Annotated in this window: 10 protein-coding genes and 1 pseudogene; 8 read left to right on the plus strand and 3 right to left on the minus strand. The window is 61.8% G+C overall.

Translation table 11 applies throughout. The features are described 5' to 3' along the window. Positions 1–12 precede the first annotated feature (12 nt). A complete protein-coding gene (locus tag SAMIE_RS00565; RefSeq protein WP_066701236.1) occupies positions 13–1,224 on the plus strand; it encodes a tyrosine-type recombinase/integrase in 1,212 nt (403 codons plus the stop codon). Between the two features lie 92 nt (positions 1,225–1,316). Here SAMIE_RS00565 and SAMIE_RS00570 read toward each other — a convergent pair whose 3' ends face one another. Beyond that, a complete protein-coding gene (locus SAMIE_RS00570) occupies positions 1,317–1,973 on the minus strand; it encodes a lytic transglycosylase domain-containing protein (RefSeq protein WP_066701235.1) in 657 nt (218 codons plus the stop codon). 125 nt (positions 1,974–2,098) lie between these two features. Between SAMIE_RS00570 and SAMIE_RS00575 the strand changes: the two genes are divergently transcribed. The 7 genes and pseudogenes from SAMIE_RS00575 (at position 2,099) to SAMIE_RS00605 (ending at position 10,672) form a co-directional block, all read left to right on the plus strand. Continuing rightward, positions 2,099–2,995, plus strand: coding sequence for a DUF7146 domain-containing protein (locus tag SAMIE_RS00575; protein WP_066701234.1), 897 nt, complete (start codon positions 2,099–2,101; stop codon positions 2,993–2,995). A 75-nt stretch (positions 2,996–3,070) separates the two neighbouring features. Beyond that, positions 3,071–5,287 carry a strawberry notch-like NTP hydrolase domain-containing protein gene (locus tag SAMIE_RS00580; RefSeq protein ID WP_126516687.1) on the plus strand — a complete coding sequence of 739 codons (2,217 nt, stop codon included), beginning with the start codon at positions 3,071–3,073 and terminating at the stop codon, positions 5,285–5,287. Positions 5,288–5,377: 90 nt separating this feature from the next. Continuing rightward, a complete protein-coding gene (locus SAMIE_RS00585; RefSeq protein ID WP_066704301.1) occupies positions 5,378–6,610 on the plus strand; it encodes a site-specific integrase in 1,233 nt (410 codons plus the stop codon). Next, the gene (locus SAMIE_RS00590; protein WP_066704304.1) at positions 6,607–7,962 is read left to right on the plus strand and encodes a tyrosine-type recombinase/integrase; all 1,356 of its coding nucleotides are present in this window, start codon (positions 6,607–6,609) and stop codon (positions 7,960–7,962) included. Before SAMIE_RS00585 ends, SAMIE_RS00590 begins: the two co-directional genes overlap by 4 nt. Then, positions 7,959–8,963: a tyrosine-type recombinase/integrase gene (locus tag SAMIE_RS00595; protein WP_066704306.1), complete on the plus strand. Its 1,005-nt coding sequence runs from the start codon at positions 7,959–7,961 to the stop codon at positions 8,961–8,963. The genes SAMIE_RS00590 and SAMIE_RS00595 overlap by 4 nt, the downstream gene beginning before the upstream one ends. An 84-nt stretch (positions 8,964–9,047) precedes the next feature. After that, positions 9,048–9,374: pseudogene (locus SAMIE_RS24070) on the plus strand (strawberry notch-like NTP hydrolase domain-containing protein); the annotation flags it as partial. A 248-nt stretch (positions 9,375–9,622) separates the two neighbouring features. Further along, positions 9,623–10,672, plus strand: coding sequence for a hypothetical protein (locus SAMIE_RS00605; protein ID WP_232037333.1), 1,050 nt, complete (start codon positions 9,623–9,625; stop codon positions 10,670–10,672). An 88-nt stretch (positions 10,673–10,760) separates the two neighbouring features. Here the strand turns inward: SAMIE_RS00605 and istB are convergent, their stop codons facing one another. Both istB and istA read right to left on the minus strand, forming a co-directional pair. Continuing rightward, positions 10,761–11,531 (minus strand): IS21-like element helper ATPase IstB, encoded by a 771-nt coding sequence (istB, locus tag SAMIE_RS00610; RefSeq protein WP_066704332.1) that lies wholly within the window; start codon positions 11,529–11,531, stop codon positions 10,761–10,763. After that, positions 11,521–13,047, minus strand: a complete 1,527-nt coding sequence (gene istA / locus SAMIE_RS00615) for an IS21 family transposase (RefSeq protein ID WP_066704330.1) — start codon at positions 13,045–13,047, stop codon at positions 11,521–11,523. The genes istB and istA overlap by 11 nt, the downstream gene beginning before the upstream one ends. Positions 13,048–13,108 lie beyond the last annotated feature (61 nt).

Below are 13,108 nucleotides of genomic sequence, written 5' to 3' on the forward strand. Positions count from 1 at the left end.
TGGGAGGAAGAAATGGGCAAGCTCACGGCGGTAGCGGTCAAGGCAGCGATGGCGAATCCTGGCACCTATCAGGATGGCGATGGATTGGTTCTCAGGGTCGATAAGCGTGGTGGAGCCTATTGGGTCCTAAGGCTCCAGCGAGACGGCAAGCGACAGGATATCGGCTTGGGTAGCGCCAAGCAGATGACACTCGCAGAGGCGCGGCAAAAAGCCACGGTCTTGCGTAAGGCGGTTAAGGTCGACCACCGCGATGTTCTGGCCGAGAAGAAAGACGAGGCCGCCGCCAAGGTGACGTTCCGCGCAGCCGCGACTCAGTACCACAGCGAAAACGAAGCGGGCTGGAAAAGCACGGTCTATGCGCGCCAATGGCTCGCCAGTCTCGAAAACTATGCCTTTCCGAAGCTGGGTGACATGCCGACGGGCAGCATCAGCAGTGCTGATATCATCGCTGTGCTGACCCCGATCTGGCAGGAAATCCCCGATACCGCCCGCCAGGTCCGCAACCGGATTTGCGCCGTGCTGGATTACTCCCACGCGAAGGGCTGGCGCTCCCGCGAGGCTCCATCGGGCAATGGCAGCCTGAAGGCGGGTCGCGGTCTGCCACGGCAAGTGAAGGTGCGTGAGAATCGCAAAGCGATGCCCTATGTCGCGCTGCCCGGATTCCTCACCGCCTTACGGCGTAAGCCATCCTTCGGGCGGCTTGCGCTGGAGTTGCTCATCCTGACTGGAGTGCGCAGTCAGGAGGTCCGCCTGGCGACATGGTCTGAATTTGACCTAGAGAGCCGGTTGTGGACGATCCCCGCCGAGCACATGAAGCGAAACAAGGCGCATATCGTGCCGCTGTCTGACGAGGCTCTGGCCGTGCTTGCAAAAGCCGATGCCCTGCGGATGTCTGAGAGCGACGTCGTGTTTCCCGGCGTAGCTGGTAAGCCTATGTCTGACATGACGCTGCTCAAGGTGCTGCGGGACATGAGCGAACCATACCACGTCCACGGCTTCCGCTCTGCGTTCACCGATTGGGCAGCAAATGAGGGCATCCCCGATGCCGTGGTAGAAGCTGCTCTCGCGCACAAGACGCCCGACGCTGTCCAGGCGGCCTATCGCCGCACAACCTATCTCGGCACACCCGACCAGCCCGGCGCCCGCGTGAAGTTGATGGCAGCTTGGGGGCGTTACTGCCTAGGGGTGGCGACGGGCGCGGACAAGGCAGCCCCGCCGGCTTGAGTGTGGGATCAGCTTACCGATGCTCTCGCGCAGCAACTGAGACGAGAGGCAAACTCTCACCTTGAGCGTCGCTCTACAATTCGGAGCGACCGCTAAAAGCGCCAATGGCGAAGCACTTCGCGGACGTAGCCAGGAGTCTCGCCATTGCGGGGAATGCCACCTGCACGCTCAACGGCGCCGGGACCTGCATTGTAGGCAGCTACCGCGAGGTGGACCACGCCAAACCTGTCGAGCATCTGCCGCAGGTATCGCGCTGCGCCGAAGATGTTGGCCATTGGATCGAAGCGATTGAAGACCCCAAGCTCTTTTGCCGTAGCGGGCATCAGCTGCCCAAGACCCGCGGCACCCGCCGGGCTGACAGCCAAAGGGTTGTAACGAGATTCTGTCCATACGAGCGCATCAAGCAGGCCCGCAGGCAATGAGTACTTCGCCTCAGCGGCATAGATGTGAGGCAAGTAGCTCGCTCGCCGAAACCCGGATGGGGCCGGCTTGGCGTTGGGTTCGTATCTGTATGGCAGGTTGACCCGGCCATCGTCCGCCACCGACAGGCGCGGTGCTGGGGCGGTCTGCGCGGACCGCCAGAGCCCATGCTCGACCAGTTGGAAGCCGTTTGATGCTTCTGCAATCCGAATGCCTTCGGAGGGGCTGGCCGCAGCGCCGTTCGTGGCTGGCGCTGTTATGTCCTGAGCACCGGCCGGGATAGCAGAAGTGATCGCGATGCCCGCGATCAAGAGAGTTCTGATTGTCATTTCTCGATCCTTGTCTAGCCGAATCGAGTGAGAACATATAAAGAACAAGAGATGTAGGAAAATTGGATTGGCGCAAGTGCAGAGCGGAGGCTGCGCGGGGAGGGCACCTCAACCGGAGAAGGTCGATGCCCCCGTTAGACAAAGTTCATCAACTCGAACGCCGCGCCCGCACGATCGTTGAAAGCCTTCAGGGGACATGGGGTCGGGGCAAAGGCATGTGCTGCTGCCCCGCACACGACGACCGCACTCCCTCACTGAGCGTGACACTGGGTCGCAAAGCGATACTCTTCCATTGCTTCGCGGGATGCTCGAACGAGGAGGTCATAGCGGCACTGGACCGCCAGGGTATTCGCAGCCGTGACCTTTTCGATGGCTCGGGTGCCGTTGCCGCGGATAGACCGGAAAAAAGCGCCTTCAATTCCAACGCGCGGCGTTTGTGGCATTCGGCGACGGCGATCTCGGGCAGCTCTGCCGAAGGATACCTCGCGCAGCGCGGGATTCTGCGTGCCTCTGATCAGCTCCGTTATCTCGAGCGTACGCCGCTCGGACCACGCGGTGCAGTACAGTACCTCCCTGCAATGTTGGCGGCCGTCACGACTGACATCGGCATAATCGCGATACACAGGACATTTCTCGACGCGCCGAGCGCAAGGCTCGCCGCTTTCGATCGGCCGAAGCGTGCATTGGGAAGCCTCGGCTGTGGTGCAGTCAGACTTGCCCCGCCGGCCGCAGGCCGGTTGGGCCTTGCCGAAGGTATCGAAAGCGCCCTGTCAGCCACGCAGATGTTTGGCGTCCCTTGTTGGGCAACGCTTGGTAACGAGCGGTTCGGCCTCGTCGCGATTCCAGAGAGTGTGCGCGAGCTCCACTTGTTCATCGACAATGATCCGGGAGGCGAACTCGCGGATCAGCGCGCGCGACAGGCCTATTCTGCATCAGGCCGTGTGATCCGCTCGCGAGAACCAGCATCGATCGGTTTCGACTGGAACGATGAACTCAAGGCGAGGCTCGCTCGGCAAACCTGATCAGCCAGCCAGAGGGGAGGGGGCCCTCGGCTGATTGAGGCCTGCGAGACGCAGGACCTCCTCAGGAGGTTTCCCATGTCCAACTCTTCCCTCGCCTTCGCATTCGATCCACCATCTCCGCCGCTCGTCGTGACGGCAGCCAAAGCAATGGCGTTGCAATTGGCGGCAGGCAGCGCGATTTCGCGTAGCGACATCAACCGCATCATGACGGACCACTTCGGCGGAACCGATGCACTCGGGGCATGGTCAGTCCGTGATGCTCACGCTGCGCTCGAGCTGGCGCAGGTTCAACACCTGCAAGCATCAGATCAAATCCAGCTCTCGAGCCCGATTGACGAGGCCGAACAGTTCTTCTGCGGTCTCGATGCCCGGGTTCCGACCCAGACCAATCGCAGCGACGAGCAGATCGAATGGCAGCAGTTTGCAACGCCGCCGCGCCTTGCCTGGCTTGCTGCCCGGGCTTGCGCGCTGGCCACTGGCGAGCTTGTGCTGGAACCCTCGGCCGGAACGGGCATGCTCGCGGTCTGGGCCGCCAAGGCCGGCTCGCGCCTTGCCCTCAACGAAATCTCGCCGCTGCGCCGCGACTGCCTGAGCGCCTTGTTCCTTGCGGCCCGAGTGACCGGCCATGACGCTGAGCTGATCGAAGAACTGCTCGATCCACCCATCATCCCGAGCGTCGTATTGATGAACCCTCCCTATTCCCACGGCATTGAGCGAGGGCACGATAGTCGCACTGGCTTGCGCCATCTGCGGTCGGCCTGGAACCGTCTGGTGTCCGGGGGGCGGCTTGTCGCGATCATGCCTGAATGGTTCGACTGTGCGAAGTTCTTGGCGGGGCTGAAGGGACCGATCTCGCTGCTGCTCAATGCCGCCGTCGAACGCGCGTTCGTCAGGCAGGGCACCGGCATAACCACGCGGCTGCTGGTTCTCGATAAAGCGGCAAGCTCCGACGAGCCTGTCGCGATCCGCACAAACGACTTTCGCCAGCTGACCGAACTTGTCGATGCTATCCCAACTCGCGCCAGCCTGGAGGCTGTTCCCGAGCAATCGCGCCTCCCGCTTCGTGCGCCGTTCCGCCTGGTGGCCGCGCCGCGCAGGCCGCTGCCGACGCCAGCAAGGATCACGCCCACAGCCTTCGCGATCAGGTCGCTCACCTACCAGTCGCTTGAAACCCCTGCGCTGCTTGCCCCTCAGGTTGGCCACTATCTGCCCTATCGCCCGAGCAGGATTGTGATCGATGGCGCGGCCGAGCATCCGACGCCGCTCGTCGAGTCTGTTGCCATGGGGTCGATCGCCGCACCGATGCCCGAAGCGGTGCCGCAGCTGCCCAACGGTCTGGTTCCCAACGGGCTGCTGTCGGCTGCCCAGGCAGAGACCCTGATCTACGCTGCCAGCGCTCATGCTCGCGATTTGACCGGCCGGTTCGAGCCCGAGGACAAGGGTTGTTCGCTCAAGGCCTCGGCGGAAGGTCAGGTGTACCGGCAGGGCTATTTCCTCGGGGACGGCACCGGCGCTGGTAAAGGACGCCAGGTCGCGAGCGTCATTCTCGATCGCTGGGTGCGCGGCGAGCGCCGCCATATCTGGATTTCGAAGAACGAGCCGCTGCTAGAAGACGCTCGCCGCGACTGGGCCGCCCTTGGCGGCCTCCCGATCGACATCCAGCCGCTGGCATCCTGGAAGCTCGGCATGCCCATCGCCATGCGCGACGGTATCCTCTTCGTCACCTATCCGACCCTGCGTTCGGGCCGAAGCGACGCAACGCGGCTGGACCAGATCCTCGCCTGGGCCGGCGACGACTTCGACGGCGTGATCGTGTTCGACGAAGCGCACGCCATGGCCAATGCAGCCGGCGGCGAAGGATCGCGCGGCAAGGTTAAAGGATCGGAGCAGGGCATTGCCGGGGTGCGCCTGCAGAACCTCCTGCCCCGGGCAAGGGTGCTCTACGCATCGGCAACCGGCGCGTCCGACGTCAACAACTTGGCCTATGCGACGCGCCTTGGGCTCTGGGGTCCGGAAACCGCCTTCGCCAATCGCGAGGCCTTCGTCGCCGATATTCGTGATGGTGGAATCGCCGCGATGGAGCTGGTAGCGCGGGATCTCAAGTCGCTCGGCCTCTACACGGCCCGGGCCCTTTCGTTCGCCGGTGTCGAGTATGAAATCCTCGAGCATTGCCTGACCGAGGATCAGATCGCGGTCTACGATGCCTATGCTGAGGCCTGGGCGATCTTATGCGCAGCTGCGCATAAGATCGCTTATCGCGAGGTAGCGATAATGCGCAGGAGCGCGGCATAGTCGCTGAATTCCTGCACTGTCGTGCGATCTTGCTGCACATTATTTTGATTGCGAACCTCGGTGGTCTCTGGACCAGCTGAGGAAACAATCATGTTGCAGACGCACGACGAATTGATCGCCGAACTCTCGAATTTGCTCACGGCGCAGAATTATAACCCGGTGGTTGTGGCGAACCATCGACTCTACGCGCGCGCATTTCTCGATTATCTGGCCGAGTGCGACATGCAGGTCGAGACTGTGACGCCTCAGCAGGTCGACCAGTATTTTTGCTATGCAATCCAGGATTTTCAGGCCCAGTATGGCCGAGTTCCCTGTCCGCGGTGGCACATGTTGCCCCGCACGTCAATCAACAAGCTCCTCCGGCTTGCTCAAGGCAAATGGCCGCCCGAGCCGGAGATAATCGAACCGGAAACTGTGTACCGGCAGGCGATCTGCTGCGAATACGAGGCATGGCTGCGCGACGAGCGCGGTCTGGCAAGCGCTACCATCGCGGCGCTTATGTGGGAGGCACGGAACTTCCTGCGATGGCAGTTCGAACGGAGCGGTGCTGCCAGCCTCGACACGTTGAGCATCGTGGAAGTCGATCTCTACATGGACATGCGCGCGCCTGGATTAAGGCGCAAATCATTGGCCGATGTCGCTGAGCGGCTCCGGTCGGTGGTGCGCTATCTGCATCGGACGGGACGCATCCCGACTGATCTCACGCCGCACATCATCGGCCCCATGCTTTACGCCTATGAAGATGTGCCCTCGACGTTGGACAAGAGCCAAATCGCCGCGGTGTTGGCGACGACGAAGAAGGACGGATCGCCGCGAGGAATGCGCGATTTTGCGGTACTTCAACTGCTTGCCACATATGGGTTGCGCGAAGGTGAGATATGCCGCCTTCGGCTTGAAGACGTGAACTGGCGCGGAGAATCCCTGCGTATCCGTCACACCAAGACCAATGCGTACTCCTACATGCCGCTATTGGCGCCGGTTGGTGAGGCGCTGCTCGACTATCTGCGTCATGGGCGCCCCCAGGTCGAGGGGCGGGAAATCTTCATCCGATCCTGCGCGCCCTACATCGCAATGACAAACCTGTACGGCATGATCCGCGGGCGGTTAGCAGCCGCAGGCGTCGAGCCGCCGGGAAAGCGAGGAGCGCATGTCTTCCGCCACGCGCGAGCGGTCGAACTACTGCGGGCGTCGGTCCCGCAAAAGATCATCGGCGACGTGCTCGGGCATCGATCAATCGAATCCACCAATGCCTATCTCAAGCTGGCGACAGATGATCTCCGAGCCGTGGCGCTCGAGGTACCCGGCTCGGAGATGCTGTCATGAGCGCCTGGCACGATCCCGATTGCACCGTTGTTGACGCCTTCCTGGAAAAATCGCAGTTCCGGCCGGGAAGCAGACCGACTTATCGCTGGTTCCTTCGCAGCTTCGAGGATGTAGCCCGACGTCATCCCGCGGTTGACCGGCAGATGCTCGACGTCTGGCTGAAGGAAATGGAAAAACGTTGGCGAATGCCGACGCTGCTCAACCAGGTCTGCATTGTCGATCGCTTCCTCGAACACCTCGTCGAAATCGGGCTGATCGCCGAGAATCCCGTTGCTGTGCTTCGTCGTCAGTACAACGCCAAACAAAACAAGCCGATCTGGCGGGCTCTCGCTTCCCCCAATCCCGACGAAGCCCTGGCCGCATTGCGACGGCCCGCGCCCTACGGCAGCGTGCTGGGGGACTTCATGCGCGAGCATGTCGCGTTGATGCGCAGCCGGGGCTATCAGTATGAGACCCAGGCTCACTGGCTATTGCGGTTCGATCGGTTCCTCCAGGCGAACCCCGAACTTGCCGGGGCATCGCTTGAGACAATGCTGGCGCGCTGGGCAACTGCCAAGCCGACCCGCAATCACGCGGCTGAATGTCAGAAGCTGGGGCGCATCCTGACCAAGGCGCGGTATCGCCTTGATCCCAGAATCCCGCCAAAACGCTTCAACGCCCGGCCAGAGCGGGAAGTGGCGCGCGAGCATCGACGGCCGCATATCTTCAGTCCGGCCGACGTCCGGCGGTTGCTCGATGTTGCCCGCTCGTATCCGTCGCCGGATGCTCCGCTGCGGCCTATGGTCCTCTACACGATGGTGGTTCTGGCCTATTGTGCCGGACTGCGCCGTAGTGAACTCGCCGGGCTTGATCTGGGTGACGTGGACCTTCAATCGGACACGATCACGATCCGGGAAACGAAGTTCTACAAGACCAGGATCTTGCCGCTAACCGGCAGCGTCATGGCCGAATTACGGGCCTATATCGATGCAAGGCGGCGCGCCGGCGCCCCGCAGGATCCGCGGTCCGGGCTCTTCTGGCACGAGCACTTCAATGATCGCTATACCCCCGTGACGGTCTCAACGATGATTACCAACGTCATGCGCCGCGCCGGGTTCAAGCCCCCGACGGGGCGGGCGGGACCACGCGTTCATGACCTGCGCCACTCGATGGTCGTGAACCGAATCCTTCAATGGTATCGATCCGGCGTCAATCCGCAGGACAAACTGCGCTTTCTCTCCACCTATATGGGGCACCGGGACATCAACTCCACGCTGGTCTACATCACTGTCACGCAGGACCTGCTGCATGAGGCAAGCGAGCGGTTCCGTACCGTTGGCGTCCGATGCCTCACAATGGAGGCGCGGCCATGACGAAGAGCAATCCGTTCCCCGCGTTGTTGCGGGCGTTCTTCCAGGAATGGTTGGCCGAGCAACGCAGTGCTTCGGTTCATACGATCCGGTCTTACCGCGACACCTGGCGATTGTTGCTTCGGTTTATCGCGGAGCGAAAAGGCGGCGGGGTTGCGCGGATCACGCTGGCCGATGTCTCGGCCGGCGAGGTGCGCGCGTTCCTCCATCATACCGAGCATGGGCGCAAAAGCACAATCGGCACGCGAAACTGCCGGCTCGCAGCGATCCGCAGCTTCTTCAGCTACGTGGCGGACAAGGATCCCGAATACATTGCGCAATGCGCCGAGGTCCTGACCGTCCCGCTGAAGCGGGAGCCCACCGCTGCACCCTGCTATCTCGAGACGGGGGAGGTCGAGGCGATCCTTGCTCAGCCCGACCGATCGACAATCGAGGGGATGCGCGACCATGTGTTGCTCTCGTTCCTCTACAACAGCGGCGCGCGCATCCAGGAAGCTCTCGACCTCTGTACCGACGCGATCCGGTTCGACGCACCGAACTTCGTGCGTCTTTACGGCAAGGGGCGCAAGGAACGCATCTGTCCGCTCTGGCCAGAAACAGTGACGTTGCTCCGGAAGTTGTTGGAACGCCAACCACGTGGGGCAGAAGAGCGAATCTTCGTGAATCGATACGGTGAGCCCCTGGGCGCCTCCGGGGTGCGGTTCAAGTTGGCCGCCTATGTTGAGGAAGCCGCCAAATCCATGCCGACGCTTCGGTCCAAACATGTGACGCCGCACAGCTTCCGGCATGCCACCGCCGTTCACCTTGTCGCTGCCGGGGTCGACATCACCGTCATCCGCAGTTGGCTTGGACACGTCAGCCTCGATACGACCAACCACTACGCACAGGCCAATCTGGAGACCAAACGAAAGGCGCTTGAACAGGTAGGCGCGCCGGCGGCGAGCAACGTCCCACCATCGTGGAAACGCGATGCCAGCCTGATGGAATGGCTCGACACCCTGTGAAATAATGCGAAGGACGTGGCGAAGTGTGCCGCCGCTTTGCGGGGCCGCGCCGCGCTCCTGCGCATTATCGCGACCTCGCGATAAGCGATCATCCACGCCAACCTGCGCGATGCGCTGGAAGCCACGCGGATCGTCGACGGCGAGACCGGGGGCACGCTCAACTCCGGTGCCAAGTCCGCAGCGCTGTCGATCTTCGAGGGAACCAAGCAGCGCTTCTTCGCGCAGCTGCTTTTATCGATGAAGCTCCCCAGCTTGCTGCCCGCGATCGATACGGCGATCGCCGATGGGCATGCCGTTGTCGTGCAACTCGTCTCAACGGCAGAGGCCATGCTCGACCGGCGACTTGCCGACCTGTCTGACGAGGAACGCGAAGCTCTCGAGATCGATCTGTCCCCGCGAGAAGCGATCTAATGTTGAGCTCAACATTACACATATTCTTTGCAGTCGCAGTTTATGTCGAGCGTGGCGGCGGGAGGCGCAGGTTTTCTTCGGTTTTCCAGGATTTCACTCCAGATAATTGCCTGAAAAGGTTGAATGCTGGGGCCGTTAGGATTGTCGGCACCGCTGGAATGGTGCAGGTTGTAGAAAATCCCCGAGGCAGTCGTTCGTCGCTTTCAATCGAGGTCCCGATGCAAGGCTGTCCGCCATGGAGATCTGCCATGCCGAACAAACTGCCCAAGCGCCCCATTATCGTTTTTCTCGCAGGGATTTTTCTGGGCTTGCCCGGCGTCGCAGGCGCAGTGACATTGACGTCATTAAAAGGCATGGATCTCGAAGGAAGCTATGGCTCGTATGCGCCGCGTGGCGATTGCTCTCGAGGGGCGAGCCTTGAGATCAACGAAACCGGCTTTACTTTCAAAGCGTCTGGTCAGACTGTAAAAAGCACCCGGTTTGAGTACGCGGCTTCGTTTCTTGGCCCGACCTATGAAGGCGTTAGCGCGGTCTTTTTTCCTTTTCCTGTCAATGCCAACGATTTCGGACGCGTGATCTTGACGGTCAATGACGACGAAAAGCGAGGCGTAGTCCGCCTTGAAGCAGACGTCGCGCCTGGACAGCGCCTGGATCCGTTCAAGTCAGCGCTCGTGTCGCAATCCCCACTGCTCTTGTGCAAGGGGTCTGGGCCGGCATCTGCTGCTTCAAAAGCACCTCTGCAAGCAAGGCCAGTCTTGGGAAAACCGACGCCGCTAGCCTGGACCAATCTTGCGAGTTCCATAGGAAAATTCCAAAGTGATTCCGATCCCAACGGAATAGATCTTTTGACAAGTGGTCCGATAGCTGACGCGATACGTTCGCGTTTGGGCCGCAAAATAGACCTGCTGGCCAGCAATCTTTCGGCGATATCCGGTCTCCAACGACAAGGATCTCTCTATTGGGTTACGGGAAATGCGCCGCATCAAGGCGGTGTAGAGCAAGCCTATGTTTTGCTTGATGCAAATCGCCGTGCTGTTCAAATTGGCCTTTGGGAAAAGGGAAAGTTGACGGTCTATGCGCCTCAAGGAGGCCGCTTGCCCGTGCCCCAGGACATTGCTCGCCTGCTTATGGACAGCCCACCTGAGGACGCAGTGCCGCTGCCTGGGACTGCTTGGGAGGTCGTGCCGGTCCAAGGTCGCGCCCCAATGGCCTATGTCGATGTAGCTGCTTCGCCAAACATCAAGTCGTTTAGCCTGTTTTGTGAAGGCAACCGCCCCATGATGGCCATGCTCTGTTGATTTCCACTGAGAGTTGACCCGGGATTTTCATCGAGAAGTGACCCGGTTGGAAGGTATGTCCCGCTATGCGGGTGGTGGGTCAAGCGGGTTATTTTTCCTTTCGTGATTTGGGGTCCGCGGCGCTGGCCCTGAACCGAAAGCTGTCATTGCCGGTCTCGAGGATGTGACAGTGGTGGGTGAGCCGGTCCAGCAGAGCCGTTGTCATCTTGGCATCACCGAACACGCCAGCCCATTCGCTGAAGCTGAGGTTGGTGGTGATGACGACGCTGGTGCGCTCGTAAAGCTTGCTCAGCAGGTGGAACAGCAGCGCGCCGCCTGACGGGCTGAACGGCAAGTATCCGAGCTCGTCGAGGATGACGAGGTCGAGGCGCAGGAGCCGTTCGGACAGTTGGCCTGCCTTGTTCATGGCCTTTTCCTGTTCCAGCGCGTTGACCAGGTCGACGGTGGCGAAGAAGCGGACCTTCTTGCGGTGATGCTCGACCGCCTGGACGCCAAGTGCGGTGGCGACGTGCGTCTTGCCGGTGCCGGGGCCACCGATCAGGACGACGTTATGGGCGCCATCGATAAACTCGCCGCGATGCAACTGGCGGACCATGGCTTCGTTGACCTCGCTGGAAGCGAAGTCGAAGCCGGCCAGGTCCTTGTAGGCCGGGAACCGGGCCGCCTTGATCTGGTAGGCGATGGACCGAACCTCGCGCTCGGCCATCTCGGCCTTGAGCAACTGGGAGAGGATGGGGATGGCCGCATCGAAGGCGGGTGCCCCCTGCTCGATGAGGTCAGCGACGGCCTGGGCCATGCCGTACATCTTGAGGGAGCGCAGCATGACCATGACGGCGGCGCTGGCGGGATCATGACGCATGACGCAGATCCTTCCCGCGCAGCGTATCATAGCGCGCGACATTGGCCTTCGGCTCCCGGCGCAGGCTCAACGCCTGTGGGGTATCGATGGCGGCGATGCTGGTTGGCTTGCCGTCGAGCAGCCGGTGGAGGATGTTGAGGATATGGGTCTTGGTCGGCACGCCAGCTTCCAGCGCCAGTTCGACGGAACAGAGCACCGCCTGCTCATCATGTTGCAGGACCAGCGCGAGGATCTCCACCATCTCCCGGTCACCGCCGGGGCGCTTGAGCAGGAAGCCCTGCAACTGCCGGAAGGCCTCGGGCATCTCGGCAAAGGGCGCGCCGTTGCGCAGGGCGCCAGGCTTGCGCTGGATCACCGCCAGGTAATGCCGCCAGTCATAGATGGTCCGCCCTGGCTGGTCATGGGACCGCTCGATGATCCGGCCATGCTCGCACAGGACCTGGCCCTCGGCGGCGATGACGAGCCGGTCAGGGTAGACCCGCAGGCTCACCGGCCGGTTGGCGAAAGAGGCTGGCACGCTGTAGCGATTGCGCTCGAAGGAGACCAGGCAGGTCGGCGATACCCGCTTGGTGTGCTCGACGAAGCCATCGAAGGGCCGGCCCAGCGGCATCAGACTGGCGACCTCTTCGGCATGCACATCGGCGATGGTGCCGGGCAGGACGCCATGCTGGATCTGACCCCATTGCGCGATGCACTGCTCCTCGAGCCAGACGTTGAGCGCATCGATGTCGGGGAAGCTGGGCATGGGTTGCCACAGCCGGCGCCGTGCATCCTGCACGTTCTTCTCGACCTGTCCCTTCTCCCAACCGGAAGCCGGGTTACAGAACTCGGGCTCGAACAGGTAATGACTGGCCATCGCGGCAAAGCGCGCGTTGACCTGCCGAGCCTTGCCCGTGCCGATCCGATCAACCGCGGTCTTCATGTTGTCGAAAATCCCGCGCTGCGGCACGCCGCCCAGCACCCGGAAGGCCTGGGTCAGAGCGTCGAACAGCATCTCGTGAGTCTGGAGCAGATAAGCTCGGACGGTGAAGGCGCGGCTGTGTGACAGCTTGGTGTGCGCCACCTGCAGCTTGGTCTGCTTGCCGCCCAGCAAGGCCCAGTCCTCGCTCCAGTCGAACTGGAACGCCTCGCCCGGCGCAAAGACCAGCGGCACGAACGTGCCGCGACCACTGGTCTGCTGCTCGCGCTGACGATCGGCCTTCCAGGTCCGCACGAAGGCCGCAACGCGCCCGTATGAGCCGTTATAGCCCAGGACCACGAGATCGGCGTGCATCTGCTTCGCCGTGCGCCGCTGCTTGCGCGACTTGCCAGCCTCGATCCGCAGCCAGCCTGACAGCTTCTCCGCATACGGGTCCAGCTTGCTCGGCCGCTCGGGAACCTTGAACTGCGGCTCTACCGTGTCCGCCCGCAGGTACTTGCGGATCGTGTTGCGCGACAAACCAGTGCGCCGCTCGATCTCCCGGATCGGAACCTGCTGCCGGAAATGCCAGCGCCGGATTACACTCAATAACGCCATGTCGATCACTCCTGAATCCTCCGACCAATCAGCCAGAGGGAAGTCAAAACATGGGTCACTT

Origin of the sequence: Sphingobium amiense (genome assembly GCF_003967075.1) — a bacterium.
GTDB lineage: Bacteria > Pseudomonadota > Alphaproteobacteria > Sphingomonadales > Sphingomonadaceae > Sphingobium > Sphingobium amiense.

Excerpts from the sequence above, each read along its gene's own strand:
- SAMIE_RS00565 (WP_066701236.1), top strand. The coding sequence starts at position 13 with ATGGGCAAGCTCACGGCGGTAGCGGTCAAGGCAGCGATGGCGAATCCT.
- SAMIE_RS00570 (WP_066701235.1), bottom strand. The coding sequence starts at position 1,973 with ATGACAATCAGAACTCTCTTGATCGCGGGCATCGCGATCACTTCTGCT.
- SAMIE_RS00575 (WP_066701234.1), top strand. The coding sequence starts at position 2,099 with ATGCCCCCGTTAGACAAAGTTCATCAACTCGAACGCCGCGCCCGCACG.
- SAMIE_RS00580 (WP_126516687.1), top strand. The coding sequence starts at position 3,071 with ATGTCCAACTCTTCCCTCGCCTTCGCATTCGATCCACCATCTCCGCCG.
- SAMIE_RS00585 (WP_066704301.1), top strand. The coding sequence starts at position 5,378 with ATGTTGCAGACGCACGACGAATTGATCGCCGAACTCTCGAATTTGCTC.
- SAMIE_RS00590 (WP_066704304.1), top strand. The coding sequence starts at position 6,607 with ATGAGCGCCTGGCACGATCCCGATTGCACCGTTGTTGACGCCTTCCTG.
- SAMIE_RS00595 (WP_066704306.1), top strand. The coding sequence starts at position 7,959 with ATGACGAAGAGCAATCCGTTCCCCGCGTTGTTGCGGGCGTTCTTCCAG.
- SAMIE_RS00605 (WP_232037333.1), top strand. The coding sequence starts at position 9,623 with ATGCCGAACAAACTGCCCAAGCGCCCCATTATCGTTTTTCTCGCAGGG.
- istB (WP_066704332.1), bottom strand. The coding sequence starts at position 11,531 with ATGCGTCATGATCCCGCCAGCGCCGCCGTCATGGTCATGCTGCGCTCC.
- istA (WP_066704330.1), bottom strand. The coding sequence starts at position 13,047 with ATGGCGTTATTGAGTGTAATCCGGCGCTGGCATTTCCGGCAGCAGGTT.